We start from the raw sequence: 22,585 nt of genomic DNA on the forward strand, positions 1-22,585 counted from the left end.
CTTGAAGGTCAAGCCCATGGACCCCCACGCTGCACAGTTCCGTATCGGCGAGGCCGCCCAGCAGTCCGGCGTGTCGGCCGCCAACATCCGGTATTACGAAAAAGAGGGGCTGCTGCCGCCCGGCGCGCGCGGCGACAACAGCTACCGCCTGTACAGCAGCGCCGACGTGCACCAGCTGCGTTTCATCCGCCTGTGCCGCGCCATGGACATGTCACTGGACGAGGTCAGGACCTTGCTGGCGCTGGACTGGGACAGCAAGACGGACTGCCATGCCGCCTGCGATACGCTGGATGCACACCTGGTGCATGTGCGCACCCGCCTGGCCGAGCTGCAGGCGCTGGAGGCCGACCTGCAGGCACTGCGCAGCCGCTGCGATGGCGCGGACGCCACCTGCCACATCATCGAAGCGCTGCATGCGCGGGCTGACGCGCAGCCTGTGGGCGCCGTCGCCATGCCCAGCCAGGGCAAGCGCCATGTGTGAGCAGTTGTTGTTCGACGTGGCGGTGTGGGTGCTATTTGCTATTTAATTGATAGCTTCTCAGGCATATCCTTCTAGCGCTACCGCCCAAAAATGGCCCAACTATCTCCCGAAGCCTGCCATGGGCTGCCCTAGCGCATGCCCCCGCTATGATCCGCCCATGATCTCGCGCCTTCCCGGCCTCTCCCTGCCCGAACGTGTGTGGAACACGGCGCGGCGCTGGGCGGTGGCCTGGTGGCGCATCCTGTATCTGGGCGCGGTGGTGCTGGTGCTGGTGTTGTCGCCGTCCAGCTACGGCAAGGGCACCCGCCGCGCGCTGGCCCGGCACCTGTACCTGGACACCGCGCCAGTGCTGCTGGGCTTCACGGTGCTGGCGGCGCTCATCAGCCTGGTGCTCACGCGCATTGTGGTGGTCACGGCGCTGAGTTATGGCCTGTCGCGCTACGCGCTGGAGATGGTGATCCGCGTGCTGGTGCTGGAGCTGATCCCGCTCACGGCCGCCTTGTTTGTGGCCATGCGCTGCACCATCCCCAACGGCTCGCAGCTCGCGCACTTGCGGCTCACTGGCCGGTTCGATGCGCTGCGCCGCCAGGGCGCCGACCCGGTGCGCATTGAACTGCTGCCCCGCGTGATTGCCGGGGTGTTTGCCTGCGTCACGCTGGCTGCGCTCAGTTGCGTGGTGGCGCTGGTGCTGGCCTACCTGGGGGTGTACGGCTTCAACACCGCGGGCCTGTCCAGCTACACGCGCATGTTCGGCCAGGTGTTTTCGCCCAGCGTGACCATGGTGTTTGTGCTCAAGACCCTGTTCTTCAGCCTGGCCGTGGCGCTGATTCCCATGGCGGCTGGCCTGTATGACAGCGGTGAGCGCACGCAGCCCGACTCGGAACTGGGCGGCCTGGCCCGCATGTTTGCGGTGCTGCTGTTGATCGAGGTGGCCTCGCTCATGGGCAACTATTACTGACGGCCCGCGCCGGTCGTACCTACCCGCATAACCCCACGACATGAACGACCACCCTCCCAACCCATCGCATGGCCCCACTGCGCCTCCTGCCGGGACGGATATGCCTCCGGTCGAGACCCTGCGCCCGGTGGCCTATCTGGAACTCAAGGCTGCCGCACTGCTCCTGTTCACCCTGGCCCTCATCGTGGGCTCGGGCCTGTACCTGCTGTATGCGCGCGGCGCTTTCGAGCCCACACAGACGCTGGTGCTGACGGCCGATGACTCCGAAGGCGTGGTGGTGGGCATGGACATGACCTTCTCGGGCTTCCCCATTGGCCGCGTGCGGCGCATCGAGCTGGCCGAATCGGGCAATGCCCGCATCCTGGTGGACGTGCCCCGCAAGGACGCGCACTGGCTGCGCCAGTCCAGCGTGTTCACGCTGGTGCGGGGCCTGGTGGGGGGCACCAACATCCGGGCGTACTCCGGCATCCTGACCGACCCCGCGCTGCCCGATGGCGCGGTGCGGCCCGTGTTGCGCGGCGACGCAACGGCGGAGATCCCGCAGCTCATGGCCACCGCGCGCGAGCTGCTGACCAACCTGAACGCCCTGACATCGCCCGACGCCGCGCTGGGCAGCACCCTGACCAACGTCAAGGCCCTCACCGAGCGCCTCAACGGCCCAGGTGGCGCTCTGGGCGTGCTGATGGGCAACGAAGCGGACGCGAAAAGGATCGTGGCCACCCTGGAGCGCACCAACGCGCTGCTGGCGCGGCTGGACGGCATGGCCGCCCGCGCAGACAAGCAGGTGTTTGGCAGCGAGGGCAACAAGGACGCGCTGGTGCCCGAAGTGCGCGCCACCGTGGCACAGCTCAATGGCCTGCTGGCCGACACCCGCACCAGCCTGAAGAAGGTGGATGCGGTGCTGGTGGAGGCCCAGGCCATCGGTGCTAATGCCCGCGAAGCCACTACCGACCTGGGCGCGCTGCGTGCTGAGGTCGAAAGCAATCTGCGCAAGGGGGAAAGCCTGGTCAACGAGATCAACCGCAAATGGCCCTTTGCACGCGACACGGAGCTGAAGCTGCCATGAACCCCTCCGCTGTACCTCGCTCTCGGGCCGCGTTGCGGCTCCTTTCCGTTGGCTGTGCCTTCGCGTTGGTTGCGTGTTCCAGCCAACCCCCGGTGCCCGACTGGCAGATGAACGCCCAGGGCGCGTCCCAGAAGGCCATCGAGGCCTACCTGTCTGGCAATGCGCGCGTGGAAAAGCTCGAATGGGACCGGGCCCGCGCCGAAGTAGCGCGCACGGGCCGCCCCGATCTGCTCGCCCGCCTGGAGCTGATGCGCTGCGCCGCCCAGGTGGCGAGTCTGGTGGCTGAGCCCTGCGAGCGCTTTGAGGCCTTGCGGGCCGACGCCGCCGCCCCCGAGCAGGCCTACGCCGACTATCTGGCGGGCCGCGTTCAAGCCGGCCAGGTGGCACTGCTGCCACCGGCGCAGCGTGCAGCGGCAACGTCAGGGGATGCGACCAGCCTGGCAGGCATTGCTGATCCACTGTCGCGGTTGGTGGCAGCGGGCATGCTGCTGCAGATGGGGCACGCCAGTCCTGCCGTGATCGCCACGGCCACCGGTACCGCGTCCGCACAGGGCTGGCGCAGGCCGCTGATGGCGTGGTTGTTGCTGCAGGTGCAAAGGGCAGAAGCTGCCGGGGACACGGCGGCGGCCGCTGCGCTACGCCGCCGCGTGGCTGTGGTGGAGCAATCGGGAGTGCTGCCGCGCTAGGGCGGCCGGGCGCTTCGTGCCGGTTGGGTGCGGGTGATGGGCGGGACGCCCATAAGAAAAAGTGACGTTCAACCCCGGCCTGCAAGGGTGCCGCAGGTCAGCCCGAGGCCGCAAGCGCGCTCTTTGCCACTGGCCGTGGGTTCATCAGCGCAGGCGCGCCTGCAGCTGGGTTTCGATGTTGTCGCGCTCCATCGCAAACTGCTGGGGGCTGATTTCATTCGACTCCAGCTTGCGCGCTACGGACAGCAGCAGCACGGTGTTCTCGAGACGGGTGTCCTGCTGCAGCGAGGGCGGCAGGGCCGTCAGGCGGTCGAAGCTTTGCTTGTACAACTCGCTCCAGCTCATGGCACCTGCCTGGGCCTGGGCCGTGGCACTGTCGTACCAACGCGAGAATTCATCCAAGGCGTTGTCGCGGGGGCTGGAGCAGCCCACCACAGCGGCCAACAACACCATCGAGCCCCACAATTTTGGGTAGTGAATCAAGGAAAAACGGTTTGCAGAGATGCGAAAACGTGTGGTCACGATCGTCCTCCATTCCAGAATGCCACCGAAAACACCCGGTGTGCAGCGTCGAATGGTACTCCGATGCTATGCTTTTTGCTACTGTGTTGCTGTTTGGACCCACACACGCTGCAGCGCAGCGCCAATCCCTTTGAAAGGCATTACCGGAGCGCTACCGATCAGCGGTCCAGAAAGCTCGTGGACAAAATCTGATCCAGCCCCGTGAGCCCATGCGACATGGAGTCCACAGACTGCACAGCCACATCCGGCATCAGCAGCGACACCGCTGCCAGCACTGCCAGCACCACAGTCCCGATGAACGCGACCAATGCGCGCGCTCCCGGCGGTAAGGAATGGCGTTTCATGGTGAAGTCCTTTTCAGCAAAAAAAGGTGAGGGGCCGCAATGACCTCCCAGCGCAACCTCAATGGCTGCTGGCTAGGATTTCAGCAAAGTGCCGCAGTTCCGCGTGTAAGACAAGTGCCATACCAGCGCTCTATGGGCAACTGTTACGGCCTGTTGCCTTTACAAACCTGATGGAAACGTTCCTGTCGCTGCGTCTGCTGGGGGGCCGTGCAGAACCTGAGGATCTAAGCGGATGCAGCCTGGCGTCATGGACCCTCAGCGTGCTCTATTTGCTCGCTTCAGAGTTGGTGGATGCCCATCGAACGGCGGTGCATAGGGGCACACATGGCTGCCTACCGCAGCGCCGCCGTCTTCCACATTCCGACGCACACCAATGTCACTGGATCGGGGTCGCTAGGCCCCAGCAGATGCCAATGGGCTCAAGACCGCATCAGAGTGCGCAGGACCTCGGGGATGTTTGGTCGCCGGCGTGCCGGGCCGAGCGTTCAATGAACGCCCTTCAGCGCGCAGCTGGGGCGCATGGGCGTACAACAGGCAAACCCACAACAAAAAACCCAGGTGACCGAAATCACCTGGGTTGATATGTGGCGGAGAGGGCGGGATTCGAACCCGCGGTGGGGATTAGCCCACACACGCTTTCCAGGCGTGCGACTTAAACCGCTCATCCACCTCTCCGAAGCCCTCGATTATAGCCACAGGATTGGGGGCATTCAGGTCGTAGATCCGCGTCCCCTGAAAATTTCTATCGACTGGCGTCCCATCAGCCCGCTTTCTGCGATGTCTGCACCATCTTCATTGCCGAACCGATCAACGCCGACACCTCGGTCATATTGCTGGGCACGATGAGGGTGGTGGTGGCGTCTGACGCGACCTGGCTGTAAGCGTCCACGGCCCTTTCGGCCACCTTGAGCTGCACCGCCTGCTCGCCGCCGGGCTGGCGGATGGCGGCGGCCACGCGTTCGATGGCCTGGGCGTTGGCGTCGGCCACGGCCTTGATGGATTCGGCCTCGCCCTGGGCCTTGTTGATGACGGCCTGCTTTTCGCCCTCGGAGCGGGCGATGAAGGCCTCACGCTCGCCTGTGGCGATATTGATCTGCTCCTGGCGGCGGCCTTCGGAGGCGGCGATCAGTGCGCGTTTTTCCCGTTCTGCAGTGATCTGGGCCTGCATGGCGTGCAGGATTTCCTTGGGTGGAGTCAGGTCCTTGATCTCGTAGCGCAGCACCTTCACACCCCAGTTCAGTGCAGCTTCGTCGATGGCCTGCACCACCTGCGCGTTGATGATGTCGCGCTCTTCAAAGGTCTTGTCGAGTTCGAGCTTGCCGATGACCGAGCGCAGCGAGGTCTGCGCCAGCTGGGTCACGGCCGTGATGTAGTTGCTGGAGCCGTAGCTGGCGCGCATCGGGTCGGTGACCTGAAAGTACAGGATGCCATCCACCTGCAGCTGCGTGTTGTCGCGCGTGATGCAGACCTGGCTGGGCACATCGAGCGGAATTTCCTTCAGGCTGTGCTTGTAGGCGACCTTGTCCACGAAGGGAATCAGAAAGTTCAGCCCCGGGGTCAGCGTACCCGCATATTTGCCCAGGCGTTCCTTGACCCAGGCGTTTTGCTGGGGCACGACCTTGACCGAGCGGGCGATGAAGATCACGGCAATGATCAGGAGGACGATGGCAATTTCCATGAGAAGCCTTTCTGGGAGGTTCGGTAAAGGATCTGCGTTGCTTACAGCGGGTCCACCAGCAGGCGATTGCCCACCAGTTCAGCGACACGGTGCATGCCGGTCGAGGGGGTGACCCCAGGGCGGTGGATGGCGGTCCATTGGGCGCCCCGGTACTTCACGGTGGTGGTGCCGTCGGGGTTCCAGCTCTCGATGTGGATGGTTTCGCCCACATCCATGTTCACACTGCGGTCCGCGCGTGCCGACGGGTCGCCAGGGCGTTTTTTCCGCAGCAAGTAGCAGGCCACGACGGCCCCGCCGCCCACGATGGCGGCCGACACCATCTGCAGCGCGGACGCCAGGCCTAGATGGGCGGCCAGGGCGGCGGCGACCAGCCCCAGGGCCACCATCAGCAGATAGAACGTGCCGGTGAGCAGTTCTGCCACGACCACGGCCCCCGCTGCCAGCCACCAGATGGTGGATGCCTCCATGTCGAACCTCCTCGTGTGGTTGTGTTTGTTGCACCACATTCTGGGTCAAAAGAATGGCAGTTCAAAGGCGCGTCAACGTTATTCCTTACACTTCGCGCCTATTTCGTTTTTTGGCCGGGCAGGCCACGGCTCCCTGGAGGCTGCGCATGAAGTTTCGCTTTCCCATCATCATCATCGATGAAGACTATCGTTCCGAGAACACCTCGGGGCTTGGCATTCGTGCGCTCGCGCAGGCCATCGAGGCCGAGGGCTTCGAAGTGGTCGGTGTCACCAGCTATGGCGATCTCTCGCAGTTTGCCCAGCAGCAAAGCCGTGCCAGTGCTTTCATCTTGTCCATCGACGATGAAGAGTTCACCGTGGGCGAGGGGCTGGACCCCATCGTGCTGAGCCTGCGCAACTTCATTGGCGAGGTGCGGCGCAAGAACACCGAAGTGCCCATCTATGTGCACGGCGAGACCAAGACCAGCCGCCACCTGCCCAACGACATCCTGCGCGAGCTGCACGGCTTTATCCACATGTTCGAGGACACCCCCGAATTCGTGGCGCGCCACATCATCCGCGAAGCCAAGAGCTACCTCGAAAGCGTGCAGCCGCCGTTCTTCAAGGCGCTGCTGGACTACGCCGAAGACGGCTCGTACAGCTGGCATTGCCCCGGCCACTCGGGTGGCGTGGCCTTCTTGAAGAGCCCCGTGGGCCAGATGTACCACCAGTTCTATGGCGAGAACATGCTGCGTGCCGACGTGTGCAATGCGGTGGAAGAACTGGGCCAGCTGCTGGACCACAACGGCGCCATCGGCGAGAGCGAGCGCAATGCGGCGCGCATCTTCAACGCCGACCACTGCTTCTTCGTGACCAACGGCACTTCCACCTCCAACAAGATGGTGTGGCACCACACCGTCGCCCCGGGCGACGTGGTGGTGGTGGACCGCAACTGTCACAAGTCCATCCTGCACAGCATCATCATGACCGGCGCCATCCCCGTGTTCATGAAGCCCACGCGCAACCACTTCGGCATCATCGGGCCCATCCCCCAGAGCGAGTTCGAGCCCAAGGCCATCGAGGCCAAGATCAAGGCCAACCCCTTGCTCAAGGGCGTGGACGCCAAGAAGGTCAAGCCGCGCGTGCTGACGCTGACGCAGTCCACCTACGACGGGGTGCTCTACAACACCGAGACCATCAAGGGCATGCTCGATGGCTACGTGGACAACCTGCACTTTGACGAGGCCTGGCTGCCGCACGCGGCTTTCCACCCGTTCTATGGCAGCTACCACGCCATGGGCAAGAAGCGCACGCGCCCCAAGCATTCGGTGACGTACGCCACGCAGTCCATCCACAAGCTGCTGGCCGGCATCAGCCAGGCATCACATGTGCTGGTGCAGGACTCGCAGACCACCAAGCTCGACCGCCACCTGTTCAACGAGGCGTACCTGATGCACACCAGCACCAGCCCTCAGTACAGCATCATCGCCAGCTGCGATGTGGCCGCCGCGATGATGGAACCGCCCGGCGGCACCGCGCTGGTGGAAGAAAGCATTCTCGAAGCCCTGGACTTCCGCCGTGCCATGCGCCAGGTGGAGGAGGAGTTCGGCAAGAACGACTGGTGGTTCAAGGTCTGGGGCCCTGAGAAGCTCACCGACGAAGGCATTGGCCGTGCGGAGGACTGGATCATCCGCAGCGACAGCAAGAGCAAGAAGGGCAGCAAGTGGCACGGCTTCGGCCAGCTGGCCGACGGCTTCAACATGCTGGACCCGATCAAGTCCACCATCGTCACGCCCGGCCTGAGCCTGGACGGCAAGTTCGACAAGACCGGCATCCCCGCATCGATCGTGACCAAATACCTCGCCGAGCACGGTGTGGTGGTGGAGAAGACGGGCCTGTACAGCTTCTTCATCATGTTCACCATCGGCATCACCAAGGGCCGCTGGAACACGCTGCTGACTGCGCTGCAGCAGTTCAAGGACGACTACGAGAAGAACCAGCCCATGTGGCGCATCCTTCCCGAGTTCTGCCAGCAGCACAAGCGGTACGAGCGCATGGGCCTCAAGGACCTGTGCCAGCACGTGCACGAGATGTACGCCAAGTACGACATTGCACGCCTGACCACTGAGATGTACCTGTCGGACCTCACGCCGTCCATGAAGCCCTCGGACGCGTATGCACACATCGCGCACCGCACGACCGAGCGTGTGGAGATCGACCACCTGGAAGGCCGCATCACCGTGGGCCTGGTCACGCCGTACCCGCCGGGCATTCCGCTGTTGATTCCGGGCGAAGTGTTCAACAAGAAGATCGTGGATTACCTCAAGTTCGCGCGCGAATTCGCCAAGCTGTGCCCCGGCTTCGAGACCGACATCCACGGCCTGGTAGAAGTGGAAGACGAGAACGGCCAAGTGCGCTACTACGCCGACTGCGTGGCAGAGCAAGGCAAGCCCGGCAAGAACCCCAAGCCGCTGGCAACTGCCAAGAACCTGGTACAGGTGGGCGACGACGGTCCCTACGGACGCAACGTGTAAGCACTGCCTTCGCGCTGGTGCATGGGTGCACCAGCGTCTCGAAAATCGCTCCCCCGGCACGACTGGCGGAGCGATTTTTTTTGCGCTTGAATCCGCAGCGGGAGTGGGGCCGTATTGACTGTCAGCCGCGTGATTCTCATGCGGTGACTGTCTTCACAACCCCCTCAGGAGATTTTCATGACCCTTCGATTCAATGCCCGCCTGGCCACCATCGCTCTGACTGCTGCCATGGCGGCTGCCGCAATGCCTGCCATGGCGCAGGTCATGGTGGGTGGTGCGCCCATGCTGGCCAGCAAGGACATCATCGACAACGCTGTGAACTCCAAGGACCACACCACGCTGGTGGCAGCGGTCAAGGCGGCAGGCCTGGTAGAGACGCTCAAGGGCCCCGGTCCGTTCACCGTGTTTGCGCCCACCAATGCGGCATTTGCCGCCCTGCCGGCCGGCACGGTGGACACGCTGCTCAAGCCCGAGAGCAAGCCCACGCTGACCAAGGTGCTCACCTACCACGTGGTGGCTGGCAAGTACGACGCTGCCGCGTTGTCGAAGATGATTGCCGATGGCAAAGGCATGGCCAGCCTCAAGACGGTGGCGGGTGGCACCCTCATGGCCAAGGCCAGCGGCAATGCCATCATGGTGACGGACGAAAAGGGCGGTACAGCGACGGTGACGATTGCCGACGTCTACCAGTCCAACGGTGTGATCCACGTGGTGGACAAGGTGTTGTTGCCCAACTGATGAGCGAGGCAGCCCGCCCGCCTGCGATGTTGTATGGGCGGGCTGTAGGGGGTGAAGCCGCCGGGGGCGGTGGCTGTCCCGTCAGCGGGTGGGCGGCATGTCGTCCCGCACGCGCACAAAGCTCGCGAAGCGCGGCACCCCGCTGTCGTGGGTGCCCCTGAAGCGGTAGGTCACCCAGCTGCCCACGGGCGGCGGGTGGTCGCGCTCCGCATCGGTCAACCCTGCGCCCAGCCGGAACCGTTGGCCCGAAGGCATCTCCACCACCAGGGCGCCCAGCCGCCCGGAGTGGCGGCCCTGGCCGGGCAAGTGGGCGACCACGCGGGCTTCGGCGTCTTCGTGCGTCTTGACCTTGATGAGGTCGTCACTGCGGCCTGCGCGGTACATCGATGCGCCCCGGTGCAGCATCAGTCCTTCGCCACCCGCACGCACGGTGCGCAGCAGCAGCTTTTGCAAAGCGGCGTCGCTGGCCACGCGCTGCTGTGACACGGCCTGCACCCATGGCTGGTTCAGCGACTCTACGAGCTTGTTCAGTGCGGGCAGGCGCTGGTCAAACGTGCCGCCATGCGAGGGCAGGTCAAACACCATGAAGCGCATCTCGCGCCAGGCGGCATCGTCCGGCTGCTGCTGGCGCACGGTGGACTGGGCATGGCTGAACCGGCCGCGTCCTGCCCACAGCTCGCCGTCCATGGGCGTGTCGGGCCAGCCGGCGGTGAACCAGGCCGGTGCCGCCACGGTTTCACCACCCCGCGTGTGCAGCGTGTGGCCGTCCCAATAGCCGCGCACGCCATCGTATTTCTCGCTCACCCAGTAGTCCGCAAGGCGCATGCCGGGGTGGTACACATTGGCCAGCAACAGGGCCGGTGCATCGGCGGCCCAGGCCTGGGGTGTGGTCAGTGCGGCCAGGGGCGCGAGGCCCAGCCAAGCCAGGCAGTGTCTGCGGAGCATGATGGATGTGCTATCAAAAAAATAGCTTCTAGCGCATGTTCTATCAGCGCTAGAAGCCTGTTTTGTGCAAAAAGGCTGTGAGCCCGTTGCTCGGATTACACCTGGTCGGCGCTCAGGCCAGCGGTCTGGCTGAAGCCGCCGTCCACATAGGTGATCTCGGCCGTCATGCCCGATGCCAGGTCCGACAGCAGGAAGGCCGCCACATTGCCCACGTCTTCAATCGTGACGTTGCGGCGCAGGGGCGAAGCATCGGCCACGCGGCTGAGCAGTTTGCCAAAGTCCTTGATGCCGCTGGCAGCCAGCGTCTTGATGGGGCCTGCGCTGATGCCGTTGGCGCGGATGCTGCGGCCGTCTTCGGTGCGGCCCACGGCCTCGGCCAGGTAGCGCACGCTGGCTTCCAGGCTGGCCTTGGCCAGGCCCATGGTGTTGTAGTTGGGTATGGAGCGCAGCGCGCCCAGGTACGACAGTGTCAGCAGCGACGCCTTGTCGTTCAGGTAGGGCAGGGCCGCCTTGGCCATGGCCGGGAAGCTGTAGGCGCTGATGTCGTGCGCGATGCGAAAGCCTTCGCGGCTCAGGCCGTCCAGAAAGTTGCCCGCAATCGCCTCGCGGGGTGCAAAGCCGATGCTGTGCACGAAGCCGTCAAACTTCGCCCAGGTCTGCGACAGGTCCGCAAACATGCGCTCGATCTGCTCGTCGCTGCCCACGTCGCAATCAAAGATCAGCTTCGAGTCGAACTCGGCTGCAAAGTCGGTGATGCGGTCCTTGAAGCGCTCGCCCACGTAGCTGAACGCCAGCTCGGCACCTTGCTCGTGGCAGGCCTTGGCAATGCCGTAGGCGATGGAGCGGTTGGACAGCACGCCCGTGATGAGCAGCTTCTTGCCGGACAGAAAACCCATGTGAAATCTCCTTGTGGAATAGCGGAATGCAGGCTTGGTGCCCGGTGCATGTGGATATGCGGCTTCGGCTGCAAGCCCCTGCGAACGTAGTGCAGAATTGTCGCATGCGGTTTTGGCTGGCTTTGTTGCTGATGGGGTGTGCTGTTCCAGCGTGGGCAGCGCATGCGTATGCCTTGTGGGGCGCGCCGCGCTATCCGGCGGGCTTTTCGCATTTCGACTATGTGAATCCCGATGCCCCCAAGGGCGGTGAATTGCGGCTGGTCAGCAACCTGCGCGTCTCCACTTTTGACAAGTACAACCCGTTCACCATCAAGGGCAACGCACCGGCTTACCTGTCGTCGCTGATGTTCGACTCGCTGCTGGTGGGCTCCATGGACGAGACCGCAACCGGCTACGGCCTGCTCGCCGAGGACGTGGAGGTCGCCCCCGACGGACTGTCTGCCACCTTCCGGCTACGGCCTGAGGCGCGCTTTCACAATGGCAAGCCGGTGCTGGCCCAGGACGTGAAGCACAGCTACGAAACGCTGGTAGGCCCCTTCACCTCGCCCTCTTACAAGACCTTGCTGATCGAGGTGGCGGGCGTGGATGTGATCAACGACCGCACCGTGCGCTACCGCTTCAAGCAGCCCAACCGGGAGCTTCCCATCACTGTGGGGGGCTTGCCGGTGTTCAGCCGCGACTGGGGCGTGGAAAACGGCAAGGCCAAGCCTTTTGACCAGGTGGTGATGGACATCCCCATCGGCAGCGGCCCCTACAAGATCGGGCCTGTGCGGTTTGGCAAGGACATCACCTATGTGCGCGACCCGCAGTACTGGGCGCGCGACCTCAATGTACGCAGGGGCACGGCCAACTTCGACCGCATCCTGGTCAAGATCTACAAGGACAACACCGCGCGTCTGGAGGCCCTGAAGGCGGGCGAGTTCGACCTCATGCGGTTCTTCAGTGCGGGCGACTGGGCCCGCCGCGTCACGGGCAAGAAGTTCGACACTGGCGAGCTGGTCAAGGGCGAGTTCAAGCACAAGCTGCCATCGGGCTTTCAGAGCTACGTGCTCAACACCCGCCGCCCGCTGCTGCAGGATGCGCGTGTGCGGGAGGCGCTGGGCCTGGCGATGGACTATGAGTGGATGAACCGCCAGATGTTCTACGGCGCCTACCAGCGCGTGAACGGCCTGTTTGGCAACACAGCCTGCGAAACCAGGGGCAGCCCGTCGCCCGAAGAACTCGCGCTGATGGAGCCCTACCGCAAAGACATTCCTGCGGCTGCGTTTGGCCCCATGACCATGCCCCCCCGCACCGACGGCGATTCGTCACTGCGTGCCAACCTGCGCCGCGCACAGGCTTTGCTGAAAGAGGCAGGCTGGGAGGTGCGCGATGGCGCACTGCGCAACGCGAAGGGTGAGGCCATGGAGCTGGAATACATGGACAGCAACGAAGGCGGTGTTCGCACCATCACCCCCTGGATACGCAACCTCGAAAAGATCGGTGTCACGCTGCGATTCCGCTCCGTGGACTTTGCGCTGTACCAGCAGCGGCTGCAGAAGTTTGACTTTGACATCACCTCGCTCGCGTTCCAGGGCACCAACAATCCGGGGCAGGAATTCGCCGACATGTTCGGCAGCCAGGCGGCCGATGTGGAGGACTCCGGCAACTTCGCAGGTGTCAAAAATCCGGCGGTGGACGCCATGATCAAAGCCATGACGTCGGCCAAAACGGAGGCCCAGTTGCTGCCTGCCTGCCACGCGCTGGAGCGCATGATTGCGCACAGCCACTACCTCATTCCGCAGTGGACGGCGGCCACGCACCGCATGGCCTACAACGCCTGGCGCCTGGCCAAGCCTGCAGCGGTGCCGCCGTATTCGAGCGGCGAAGGCTGGGTTATCGACACCTGGTGGGCGCGCATGCCGCCACAGACCGCGCCCGACAAAAAATAACCACCCGCCAGCCCGCCCATGTTTGCCTACATCCTCAAGCGCGTGTTGCTGATGCTGCCCACCTTGCTGGGCGTTCTGTTGCTGACCTTCGTGGTGATCCAGTTCGTGCCGGGCGGCCCCGTGGAGCAGTACATGGCCGAAGCCAAGGCCGGCGTGGGCGGCGGGGGGGCTGAAGGCGGCGGCCTGAGCTACCGGGGCGCGCAGGGCGTGGACCCCAAGCGGCTGGAGCAGATCAAGGCCTTGTACGGCTTTGACAAGCCTGCGCATGAACGCTTCATCCAGATGCTGGGCCAGTTCGCGCGTTTTGATCTGGGCAAGAGCTTTTTTCAGAACAAGGACGTGTGGCAACTGGTGGCAGAGAAGCTGCCGGTCTCCATCAGCCTGGGCCTCTGGACCTTCTTCATCAGCTACCTCGTCGCCGTGCCGCTGGGCGTGGCCAAAGCGGTACGGGCCGGGTCGCGGTTTGACCTGGTGACCACGCTGCTCATCCTGCTGGGCTACGCCATCCCGGGCTTTGTGCTGGGCGTGGCGCTGCTGGTCATTTTTGGCGGGCAGTTGCAGTGGTTTCCGCTGCGGGGGCTTACGTCGGCCAACTGGGACGAGCTGACCTGGGGCGCGCGCATCGTGGACTACTTGTGGCACATCACGCTGCCGGTCATTGCCATGGTGCTGGGCAGCTTTGCCGTGACGGCCATGCTGACCAAGAACGCGTTCCTCGAAGAGATCCGCAAGCAGTATGTGCTCACGGCCCGTGCCAAGGGCCTGAGCGAGCGCCAGGTGCTGTGGAAGCATGTGTTTCGCAATGCGCTCATCCCCATCATCACCGGCTTTCCGGCCGCCTTCATCGGGGCGTTCTTTGCGGGGTCGCTGCTCATCGAGACCCTGTTCTCGCTCGACGGCCTGGGCCTGCTCAGCTACGAGAGCGTGATCCGCCGCGACTACCCGGTGGTGCTGGGCACGCTGTATTTGTTCACGCTGATCGGGCTGGTCACCAAGCTCATCAGCGACCTTTGTTATGTGTGGGTGGACCCGCGCGTGAAGTTTGACTAGCCCGAACGCACCGATGGCCCCGATGAGTCCTGCTGCTACCCCGATTTCACTCTCCCCGTCCCGCCGTGCCTGGCTGCGCTTCAAGCGCAACCGCCTGGGGTACTGGAGCCTGCTGATCTTCTGCGCCCTGGTGCTGGTGAGCCTGTGCGCCGAGCTGGTCAGCAATGACAAGCCACTCATCGTGCGCTACGAAGGGCAGACGTACTTCCCCATGCTCAAGGACTACCCCGAGAAGACCTTTGGGGGTGACTTCGAGACCCCCACGGACTACCTGGACCCCTTCATCAAGGAGCGTCTCTCCGCGGGCAGCAATTGGGCGCTGTACACCTTGAACCCCTACGGTCCCAACACGCTCAACTACTTTGCCAAGGCGCCCAACCCCTCGGCCCCCACGGGCGACAACTGGCTGGGCACGGACGACCGGGGACGCGACCTGCTGGCGCAGTTGCTGTACGGCTTCCGCGTGAGCGTGCTGTTTGGCCTGGCACTCACCACCACGGGCGTGCTGCTGGGCGTGATCACCGGGGCCATTCAGGGCTTCTTTGGCGGCAAGACCGACCTGGCGTTCCAGCGCTTCATTGAGATCTGGGGCTCCATGCCCGAGCTGTACCTGCTCATCATCTTCAGCGCGGTGTTTGCGCCCAGCATTGCGCTACTGCTCATCTTGCTGAGCCTGTTTGGCTGGATGGGCCTGTCGGACTATGTGCGGGCCGAGTTCCTGCGCAATCGCCAGCTGGACTACGTGAAGGCAGCCCGCGCCCTGGGCGTGAGCAACAGCCAGATCATCTGGCGCCACATCCTGCCCAACAGCCTCACGCCGGTGGTCACGTTCCTGCCGTTTCGCATGAGCGGGGCCATCCTGGCGCTGACCTCGCTCGATTTTCTGGGCCTGGGGGTACCGCCGGGCACGCCCTCGCTGGGCGAGTTGCTCAGCCAGGGCAAGAACAGCATTGATGCGTGGTGGATCTCCCTGTCCACCTTTGGCGTGCTGGTGGTCACCTTGTTGTTGCTGACCTTCATGGGGGACGCGCTGCGCGATGCCCTCGACCCGCGAAAGGCAGACCAGTGACCGCCACGGCCATGACTCCTTTGTTGCAGGTGCAGGACCTGCATGTGCGCTTCGGCTCCAAAGAGGTGGTGCGCGGCGTCAACTTCACGTTGGCCGCAGGCGAAAAGCTCGCGCTGGTGGGCGAGTCCGGCTCGGGCAAGACCATCACCGCCCTGAGCTTGTTGCGCCTGGCGGGCAATGCCGCCATCACCGGCCAGGCCCTGCTGCAAGGGCGGGGCGACCTGCTGGCGATGACCGAGCGCGAGATGCGCGGCGTGCGCGGGGGCGATATCGCCATGGTGTTCCAGGAGCCCATGACCGCGCTCAACCCGCTGATGACAATTGGCCAGCAGATTGCCGAGATCCTGCTGCTCAAGAAGGGCCTCACCGGTGCCCAGTGCGCGCAAGCCGCCATCGATCTGCTGGCGCAAACCGGCATCCCCGAGCCTGCGCGTCGCGCCAACAGCTTTCCGCACCAGCTCAGCGGCGGCCAGCGCCAGCGCGCCATGATCGCCATGGCCCTGGCCAGCAGCCCCAAGCTCTTGCTGGCCGACGAGCCCACCACCGCGCTCGATGTGACCCTGCGCGGCCAGATCCTGGACTTGTTGAGCGACCTGCAGCGCCAGACCGGCATGGCCGTGCTGCTGATCACGCACGACCTGAACCTGGTGCGCCGCTTCGCCGATCGCGTGGCGGTGATGGAGCAGGGCGTGCTGGTAGAGCAGGGGCCGGTGGCCGAGGTCTTCGGCGCACCCCAGCATGCCTACACCCGCCGCCTGATCGCCAGCCAGCCGCGCCGCGACGTGATCGAGTCCGACCCGCCCTCAGGCACCGCGCCCGTGGTGCAGACGCAAGACCTGCGCGTGGTCTACCCCACGCCGCTGCCGGGCATCAAGGGCTGGTTCCAAAAGGGCGAGTTTGTGGCGGTGCAGGGCGCCACCTTGCAATTGCTGCCCGGCCAGACGCTGGGCGTGGTGGGCGAATCCGGCTCGGGCAAGTCCACGCTGGCCCAGGCCATCCTGGGACTGCTGCCCTCGACGGGGCAACTGCAGGTGGGGGGGCAGGCGTGGCAGCAGCCCGCCATGCGCAACACGCCCACCAACCAGCAGCTGCGTCGTCGGGTGCAGGTGGTGTTCCAGGACCCGTTTTCGTCCCTGTCCCCGCGCCTCACGGTCGAAGAGATCGTGGGCGAGGGCCTGAAGGTGCATGAACCCGCGCTCACCGTGGCCCAGCGCCGCGCGCGTGTCGAGGCTGCGCTGGAAGAGGTGGGCCTTACCGAGGCGCAGTACCCGCGCCTGCTGGAACGCTATCCGCACGAGTTTTCGGGCGGCCAGCGCCAGCGCCTGGCCATTGCACGCGCCCTCATCGTGCAGCCCCAGGTGCTGGTGCTCGACGAGCCCACCAGCGCGCTCGATGTGACCATCCAGCAGCAGGTGCTGGGCCTGCTGCAGCGGCTGCAGAAAGAGAAGGGCCTGAGCTACCTGCTGATTACCCACGATGTGGATGTGATCCGCGCCATGGCGCACGATGTGGTGGTGATGAAGGATGGCGCCGTGCTGGAAGGCGGCAGCGTGGCCGATGTGCTCGATGCGCCCCAGCACCCCTACACCCAGCGGCTGGTAGCGGCAGCCACTGTGCCTGGTGGGTAAATTTCGATCCAAATCTGCTGCAGGCGCTAGTGAAATATGCGTCGAATGCTATCAAATTTGATTGTTCGGCACCGTCGGCAACGCCGTGATGCCCCTGCACCTCGTCTCCCTGATGCGGGCACGCCCCGCCGTGCGCCGCTCAGGTCCTGACGGCTGCACGGCGCGCATGCTGCTCCGCGGCGGGCTGTGCCCAGACGATCTTGCTCACATCCACCCCCAGGGCCTGTGCGCGCTCCATCAGGTGCTCGCGCACATGCCAGGGCAGGGTGGGGGTGCGTGACAACACCCACACATAGTCGGTGCTGGAGCCCACCACCATGGCCCACTGGTAGTTTTCGTCCAGCGCCACCACGTTGTAGCCGCCATAGAACGGCCCGAAGAACGACACCTTGAGGGCGGCACGGTCTGGGCTGCCCACAAACTCGGCGCGACCCTCGGCCTCTTTCCACTGCTTGCGCACCGGGTCGTACCCCCGGTTCACCACCTTGATGGTGTTGTCGGCGTTGCGGCTGTAGGTGGCGGTGGTGAGGGACAGGCCCCGCTCGAACGAGTTTTCGATCCGGGCGACCTCGTGCCAGTGCCCCGCGTAGCGATCCACATCAAAGCCTGCCACGGGCTGGATGCCCTCCGGCGTGCGAGGGGTGGAGCAGGCCGAAAGCACCAGCAGGGCCACCATGGCGGTGGCGCCTCCGACCAGCAGGCGCCAGTGGGCGCGGGGCAGCAGGCTGCGTCGTGAGTGCATGGGGTTCTCCTGAAGGGTAAAAATGAGACGCCTTGGCCTCAGGCAGGGGGAAGGCGCTGGCTGGCACAGTGCCCGGCCGGTGTCTCAATGTAGGCAGAGGCAACGCCGCCGTTTGTAGGTGGGTGCTGGCAACCGGTGTCGGCGTAGGTGGGCGCAAGCGTCGGGCCCATGTCCCAACCAATCCGCCTGTGCGGTTGCGTACCTTGCGCCGCCGTGAAAAGATGCCCCCACCCCTTCAGGAGTTGCCATGTCCCTTCCCGTACCTTCACGCTTGCCTGGGGCGCGGGCCCCGTCTGCAGAGGGGCTGGCCTTTGACATTGCCGCGCTGTACCGGCGCGCGCATGGGCAGGTGGTTACGCCGGGTACCGTGGTCACGGCCCTGCATCTGGGGCACGAACGCAGCCTCATGGCCACTGGGCAAGATCCTGCGTCACCCTCGGTGGTGTTGGAGCTTGCCCTGGGTAGTGCACAAACTGCGCGCGACTTTTTTCGCAAGGCACTCCCCACGCCGCTGGAGCTGGAAACCGCCATCGCCTGGGTGGAGGACGAGGTCCATGCCGCTCACCGACGCCACCATGACTGGGTGGCCGACAACGTCGCCGTGGTGACCTGTTCCACAGACCCTTCCCTCCACGAGGTGGCGACCTTGGCGGGAATCGCCCAGGGGCCCACGCGGGTGCTGCCGCTGGACGCGATGGAGCGGCTGTTCAATCGCCTGGCCGCCGTAGCGCAGGGTCGCCCTGCGGCGCACGAGGGATTGCCCGAGCGCGCGGACTTTGCGGCCACCGTGCTGGTCCTGCGCGAGCTCATGCATCACATGCCTTTTGCGGCCGTGGTGTTGCTGGAGGCCGACAGCCTGCCATCTGCTCCCGGGTGAGGGGTGTTCAACAGCCAACGGTTTGGGCTTCGTCCTACAGGTCGGTCGCGAAGAGTTGCCTACATTCGCGGATGTGAATATTTCACATTTCATGTGATCCCACTTGGCAACATCTTCTGAAAGAGGCTCCCCATGACCGCGTACCCCTGTGTTCGAACTTTTCTTGGTGTCATTGCCTTGGCAGGACTGGCTGCTTGTGGAGGCGGTGGCGGTGGTGGGGATGCAGGGGGGACGGGCACCTTGCGCATGGCCCTCACCGATGCACCCAGCTGCGGGTACTCTGCCGTCAATGTCACGGTGGAAAAAGTCCGGGTCCACCAGAGCAGCAGTGCTGCAGAGACCGACGCAGGATGGTCCGAGATTGTGCTGAGTCCGGCGCGCCGCGTGGATCTGCTGACCCTGACCAACGGTGTCCTGATGGAGCTGGGCCAGGTGCCGTTGCCCACCGGCAAGTACACGCAAATGCGGCTGGTGCTGGCCAGCAACTCGGGTGCCAACCCGCTGGCGAACTCCGTAGTCCCCACGGGCCAGGCAGAAACCGCGTTGAAGACGCCCAGCGGCCAGCAGTCCGGGGTCAAGGCGAACGTGAACATCGACATTGCCGCCAACAAGATGGCGGACTTCGTGCTCGATTTCGATGCCTGTAAATCCGTGGTGTCGGCGGGCGCCTCCGGTCAGTACCTCCTCAAGCCCGTGGTGTCGGTTATCCCGCGCTATATCTCGGGGGTGCAAGGCTATGTGGAGCCCGGGGTGGGGGCCAGCGTGTCCTTGCAGTTCAACGGTGAACTGGTCCGTGCCACAACGCCTGACAGCACCGGCAAGTTCTTGCTCCAGCCCGTGGCACCGGGCAACTACACGCTGGTTGTGGCAGGTGCAGGCCGCACCACCACGGTCATCGCCGGGGTGCCGGTGGTTGCTGAAACGGTCACGCCTGTGGGCACCAGCACGGCGCCACTGAGCATCCCGCAATCGCCTGTGGCAACGCTGCAGGGCACAGCGCCTCTGGATACCCAGGTGCGGGTGCTGCAGTCGCTCACGTCCGTGGGTACGATCGAAGTGGCCGGCCGGGGTGTGGATGGAGTGACCGGGACGTACAGCTTTGCCGTACCCACGCTCGCACCGCGCGTCGCACCTTATGCTGCACCCCCCAGCGGCCTGACCTTTGCGGCCGATACGGCAGCGGCTGGTCGGTATTCCGTGCAAGCGCGCCTGGCAGGTTTTGCAGACAAGACCCAGACGCCGCCTGTGCTGAACGCAGGGGACGTGCAAACCGTAGACTTCCGCTTCCCTTGAGTGAAGACAGCCCCTTGGGCCAGACCGTCACGCGGTGGGGCCCGAGGCGTTTTCTCTGGTGAAGGCTGCGCAGCCGCTGCCCTCACCACCCAGCCCTGTCGGCGATGCATCGCTGTCAGGGCTGATCTTTTTGGTGAGCGCCGACGCGCCGCAGGCTGTTCGAAAAAAAAGCTGCCCGAGGGGGTGGGGCGAAATCGGCCGATGAGCGTGGAGCGTGGCCGCCCCGGCTGCTTGCATGGGCACGAGTCCGTGCGGCGCGTCCGAGGTGCCCACTCCTTCGTGTGCGCTCCCACCTGACCCCCTGCGAGATCGCCAACAGGCTCTCAGGGTCTGAGCTTCATCACCAGCGCATACAGCGCCTGCGCCGCCATCGACAGGCTTTCGTCCCGCCGTCGCACCAGATAGATCTGGCGCGTCAGCCCCGGCAGCGACAGCGGCCGCGTGACCAGCCCCGGCTGGTCAAAGTGGAACAGCGTGAGCGCAGGCACCACGCTGATACCCAGCCCCGCGCGCACCATGCCCATCACGGTGGCCAGCTGCTCCACCTCCATCAGCGTGTGCATGGCCTGCGGGTGCAGGGCGGCCTCCAGGTACTGGCGCACGCTGCTGGTGCGCGCCAAGTGGATGAAGGGCCATGCGGCCAGGTCCTGCGCGGTGATGGTCTTGCGGCGGCGGGCGAGCGTGTGGTCGGCCGGGCACACCAGATAGAAGTCGTCGCTGCAAAAGGGCTCGGCCTGCAGTGCGGGCGTGTCGGCGCGGATGGCGGCCAGCGCAAAGTCCGCATGGCCGCTGGCCACGCGGTCGATGCAGGGCTCGGACAACACATCGGCAATGTCGATCTCGATGCCCGGGTGGGCCGCGCTGTACTGCGCCAGCACGCCCGGCAGCCAGCCTGCCGCGAGCGACGGCAGCAGCGCCACGGCCACACGCCCGCGCTGCAGCGTGGCGGCGTCGCGCACGGCGGCCAGGGCGGTGGTGATTTCGGCGCGGATGCGGCGGGCCGACTCCAGAAAATTCTGCCCCTCGGGGGTCAGGTCCACATGCCGTGTGCTGCGGTCAAACAGGCGCAGGCCCAGGTCGTCCTCCAGCGCGCGGATGAGGGCGCTGAATGCGGGCTGCGACAGGTGGCACAACGTAGCGGCGCGCGTGAAGCTGCGTTGCTCGGCCAGCGCGAGGAAGGCGTCGAGCTGGCGGCTGGAGAGGTGGGGGGCGCTCATGCAGGACTGGTGTAATTCATCTGATTTTCAGATGGATTCATCGTAACAATCGATTTCACAGAATACCGCCATGTTCCTACATTCATGGTCAGGAGACAACGGATTCATGCCGAACGACCAAAAAACCAAACTGCTGGTGGGCTGCGCCGCCGGCTTCTCGGGCGACCGCACCGACGCGGCCTTGCCCGTGGTGCAGGCGCTCATCGCCAGCGGCCAGCCTGCGGTGCTCATCTTCGAGACCCTGGCTGAGCGCACGCTGGCCCTGGCCCAGCTGGCGCGCCGCACCGACCCCGATGCCGGTTATGAACCCCTGTTGGTGGACCTGCTGCGCCCCGTGCTGGCGCAGTGCCTGGCGCACGGCGTGCGCATCGTCAGCAACTTTGGCGCGGCCAACCCGCACGGCGCCGCGCGCCGCATCCACGCGCTGGCGGCTGAGCTGGGCCTGGCCCGTCCGCGCATTGCTGTGCTGCAGGGCGACGACCTGAGCGGCCCTGAACACCGCGCGCTGCTGCAGGGCGCGCTGGGCAGCGCGATGCCCACCGAGCCCATCGTCAGCGCCAATGCCTACATCGGCGCGCAGGTCATTGCCGATGCGCTGCGCGCCGGTGCCGACATCGTGGTCTGTGGCCGTGTGGCCGACCCATCACTGGTGCTGGGCCCGGCGCTGGCGCACTACGACTGGGCGCTGGACGACTGGGACCGGCTGGCCCGCGCCACCATGGCCGGGCATTTGCTGGAATGCGGCGCACAGGTCACAGGCGGCTACTTTGCCGACCCTGGCTATAAGGATGTGCCGGGCCTGGCGCACCTGGGCTACCCGATTGCCGAGATCGACGCCAATGGCCACTGCACCATCACCAAGCCTCCGAGCACGGGCGGCTGCATCACCGAACGCACGGTGAAGGAACAGCTGCTGTACGAGCTGCACGACCCGGCGGCCTACCTCACGCCCGACGTGGTGGCCGACATCACCACCGCCCGCGTGACCACCGTAGGCACCGATACCGTGAGGCTGGAAGGCGTGCAGGGCCACGCGCGGCCTGCCACGCTCAAGGTCAACGTGTGTTTTGAATCCGGCTGGTTTGCCGAGGGCGAAATCTCCTACGCCGGCCCGCGTGCCGAAGCCCGCGCACGGCTGGCGGGCGAGGTGCTGCGCGAGCGCTTGCAGGGCCTGGGCCCGTTGCGCATCGACCTGATTGGCGTCACCAGCATTTTTGGCGACGACACCAGCCGCTGGCTGGATACACCCGCCCACAGCAACGACGAAGCAAGCGATGTGCGCCTGCGCGTGGCCCTGCAACACCGAGGCCACGCCAGCGCCCAGCGCCTGGTGCGAGAGGTGACTGCGCTCTACACCTGCGGCCCCGCAGGGGGCGGCGGCGTGCGCACGGCGATGCGGCCGCGCCTGGGCACCGTGTCGTGCCTGGTGCCGCGCGAGGCGGTGGCCGTTTACTTCGAGATGGTGGATTGAGGACTCAAGCCAT

The 22,585-nt window shown here is 65.1% G+C and carries 21 protein-coding genes and 1 tRNA gene; 13 read left to right on the top strand and 9 right to left on the bottom strand.

The genetic code is table 11. The annotated features are described in order from the left end of the window. Positions 1 to 16: 16 nt before the first annotated feature. From C8C99_RS05565 to C8C99_RS05580, 4 genes are all read left to right on the top strand, one after another. The gene (locus tag C8C99_RS05565; protein ID WP_108627056.1) at positions 17 to 481 is read left to right on the top strand and encodes a Cd(II)/Pb(II)-responsive transcriptional regulator; all 465 of its coding nucleotides are present in this window, start codon (positions 17 to 19) and stop codon (positions 479 to 481) included. Positions 482 to 638: 157 nt separating this feature from the next. Further along, complete coding sequence (locus C8C99_RS05570) at positions 639 to 1,439, top strand: ABC transporter permease (RefSeq protein ID WP_108625194.1); 801 nt, start codon at positions 639 to 641, stop codon at positions 1,437 to 1,439. Positions 1,440 to 1,479: 40 nt separating this feature from the next. After that, positions 1,480 to 2,505, top strand: a complete 1,026-nt coding sequence (locus C8C99_RS05575; protein WP_369867094.1) for an MlaD family protein — start codon at positions 1,480 to 1,482, stop codon at positions 2,503 to 2,505. Continuing rightward, on the top strand, positions 2,502 to 3,191 hold the full coding sequence (locus C8C99_RS05580; RefSeq protein ID WP_369867095.1) for a hypothetical protein: 690 nt from the start codon (positions 2,502 to 2,504) through the stop codon (positions 3,189 to 3,191). Before C8C99_RS05575 ends, C8C99_RS05580 begins: the two co-directional genes overlap by 4 nt. A 144-nt stretch (positions 3,192 to 3,335) precedes the next feature. Here C8C99_RS05580 and C8C99_RS05585 read toward each other — a convergent pair whose 3' ends face one another. From C8C99_RS05585 to C8C99_RS05605, 5 genes are all read right to left on the bottom strand, one after another. Continuing rightward, on the bottom strand, positions 3,336 to 3,713 hold the full coding sequence (locus tag C8C99_RS05585) for a hypothetical protein (RefSeq protein WP_108625197.1): 378 nt from the start codon (positions 3,711 to 3,713) through the stop codon (positions 3,336 to 3,338). A 158-nt stretch (positions 3,714 to 3,871) separates the two neighbouring features. Beyond that, positions 3,872 to 4,057, bottom strand: a complete 186-nt coding sequence (locus C8C99_RS05590) for a hypothetical protein (protein WP_108625198.1) — start codon at positions 4,055 to 4,057, stop codon at positions 3,872 to 3,874. Between the two features lie 585 nt (positions 4,058 to 4,642). Beyond that, positions 4,643 to 4,732 (bottom strand) — tRNA-Ser (locus C8C99_RS05595). Positions 4,733 to 4,817: 85 nt separating this feature from the next. Continuing rightward, a complete protein-coding gene (locus C8C99_RS05600) occupies positions 4,818 to 5,735 on the bottom strand; it encodes an SPFH domain-containing protein (protein WP_108625199.1) in 918 nt (305 codons plus the stop codon). A 41-nt stretch (positions 5,736 to 5,776) separates the two neighbouring features. Further along, the gene (locus tag C8C99_RS05605) at positions 5,777 to 6,202 is read right to left on the bottom strand and encodes an NfeD family protein (protein WP_056645827.1); all 426 of its coding nucleotides are present in this window, start codon (positions 6,200 to 6,202) and stop codon (positions 5,777 to 5,779) included. A gap of 146 nt (positions 6,203 to 6,348) precedes the next feature. Here C8C99_RS05605 and C8C99_RS05610 point away from each other — a divergent pair, with 146 nt between their 5' ends. Together C8C99_RS05610 and C8C99_RS05615 are read left to right on the top strand one after the other, a co-directional pair. After that, a complete protein-coding gene (locus C8C99_RS05610; protein WP_056645824.1) occupies positions 6,349 to 8,715 on the top strand; it encodes an arginine/lysine/ornithine decarboxylase in 2,367 nt (788 codons plus the stop codon). 177 nt (positions 8,716 to 8,892) lie between these two features. Beyond that, entirely contained in the window at positions 8,893 to 9,453 is a 561-nt protein-coding gene (locus C8C99_RS05615; RefSeq protein WP_056645821.1) for a fasciclin domain-containing protein, read from the top strand. Positions 9,454 to 9,534: 81 nt separating this feature from the next. Here C8C99_RS05615 and C8C99_RS05620 read toward each other — a convergent pair whose 3' ends face one another. Together C8C99_RS05620 and fabI are read right to left on the bottom strand one after the other, a co-directional pair. Beyond that, on the bottom strand, positions 9,535 to 10,398 hold the full coding sequence (locus tag C8C99_RS05620) for a DNA ligase (protein ID WP_056645818.1): 864 nt from the start codon (positions 10,396 to 10,398) through the stop codon (positions 9,535 to 9,537). A 95-nt stretch (positions 10,399 to 10,493) separates the two neighbouring features. Continuing rightward, positions 10,494 to 11,294 (bottom strand): enoyl-ACP reductase FabI, encoded by an 801-nt coding sequence (gene fabI / locus C8C99_RS05625; protein ID WP_108625200.1) that lies wholly within the window; start codon positions 11,292 to 11,294, stop codon positions 10,494 to 10,496. Between the two features lie 104 nt (positions 11,295 to 11,398). Here fabI and C8C99_RS05630 point away from each other — a divergent pair, with 104 nt between their 5' ends. The 4 genes from C8C99_RS05630 to C8C99_RS05645 are packed head-to-tail and all read left to right on the top strand — an operon-like array spanning position 11,399 to position 16,972. Continuing rightward, the gene (locus C8C99_RS05630) at positions 11,399 to 13,225 is read left to right on the top strand and encodes an extracellular solute-binding protein (RefSeq protein WP_108625201.1); all 1,827 of its coding nucleotides are present in this window, start codon (positions 11,399 to 11,401) and stop codon (positions 13,223 to 13,225) included. Between the two features lie 18 nt (positions 13,226 to 13,243). Beyond that, complete coding sequence (locus C8C99_RS05635) at positions 13,244 to 14,275, top strand: microcin C ABC transporter permease YejB (protein ID WP_108625202.1); 1,032 nt, start codon at positions 13,244 to 13,246, stop codon at positions 14,273 to 14,275. Between the two features lie 13 nt (positions 14,276 to 14,288). Continuing rightward, entirely contained in the window at positions 14,289 to 15,344 is a 1,056-nt protein-coding gene (locus C8C99_RS05640) for an ABC transporter permease (protein WP_199226331.1), read from the top strand. 11 nt (positions 15,345 to 15,355) lie between these two features. Continuing rightward, on the top strand, positions 15,356 to 16,972 hold the full coding sequence (locus C8C99_RS05645) for an ABC transporter ATP-binding protein (RefSeq protein ID WP_108627057.1): 1,617 nt from the start codon (positions 15,356 to 15,358) through the stop codon (positions 16,970 to 16,972). 139 nt (positions 16,973 to 17,111) lie between these two features. Here C8C99_RS05645 and C8C99_RS05650 read toward each other — a convergent pair whose 3' ends face one another. Beyond that, the gene (locus C8C99_RS05650; RefSeq protein ID WP_108625204.1) at positions 17,112 to 17,714 is read right to left on the bottom strand and encodes a lipocalin family protein; all 603 of its coding nucleotides are present in this window, start codon (positions 17,712 to 17,714) and stop codon (positions 17,112 to 17,114) included. A gap of 247 nt (positions 17,715 to 17,961) precedes the next feature. Between C8C99_RS05650 and C8C99_RS05655 the strand changes: the two genes are divergently transcribed. Together C8C99_RS05655 and C8C99_RS05660 are read left to right on the top strand one after the other, a co-directional pair. Then, on the top strand, positions 17,962 to 18,591 hold the full coding sequence (locus tag C8C99_RS05655; RefSeq protein ID WP_199226333.1) for a hypothetical protein: 630 nt from the start codon (positions 17,962 to 17,964) through the stop codon (positions 18,589 to 18,591). Positions 18,592 to 18,723: 132 nt separating this feature from the next. Beyond that, entirely contained in the window at positions 18,724 to 19,884 is a 1,161-nt protein-coding gene (locus tag C8C99_RS05660; RefSeq protein WP_108625205.1) for a DUF4382 domain-containing protein, read from the top strand. Between the two features lie 323 nt (positions 19,885 to 20,207). Here C8C99_RS05660 and C8C99_RS05665 read toward each other — a convergent pair whose 3' ends face one another. After that, positions 20,208 to 21,101 (bottom strand): LysR family transcriptional regulator, encoded by an 894-nt coding sequence (locus tag C8C99_RS05665; RefSeq protein ID WP_108625206.1) that lies wholly within the window; start codon positions 21,099 to 21,101, stop codon positions 20,208 to 20,210. Positions 21,102 to 21,207: 106 nt separating this feature from the next. Here C8C99_RS05665 and C8C99_RS05670 point away from each other — a divergent pair, with 106 nt between their 5' ends. Continuing rightward, positions 21,208 to 22,572 (top strand): acyclic terpene utilization AtuA family protein, encoded by a 1,365-nt coding sequence (locus tag C8C99_RS05670; RefSeq protein WP_108625207.1) that lies wholly within the window; start codon positions 21,208 to 21,210, stop codon positions 22,570 to 22,572. Positions 22,573 to 22,585 lie beyond the last annotated feature (13 nt).

This window comes from Acidovorax sp. 107 (genome assembly GCF_003058055.1).
Lineage (GTDB): Bacteria > Pseudomonadota > Gammaproteobacteria > Burkholderiales > Burkholderiaceae_C > Acidovorax.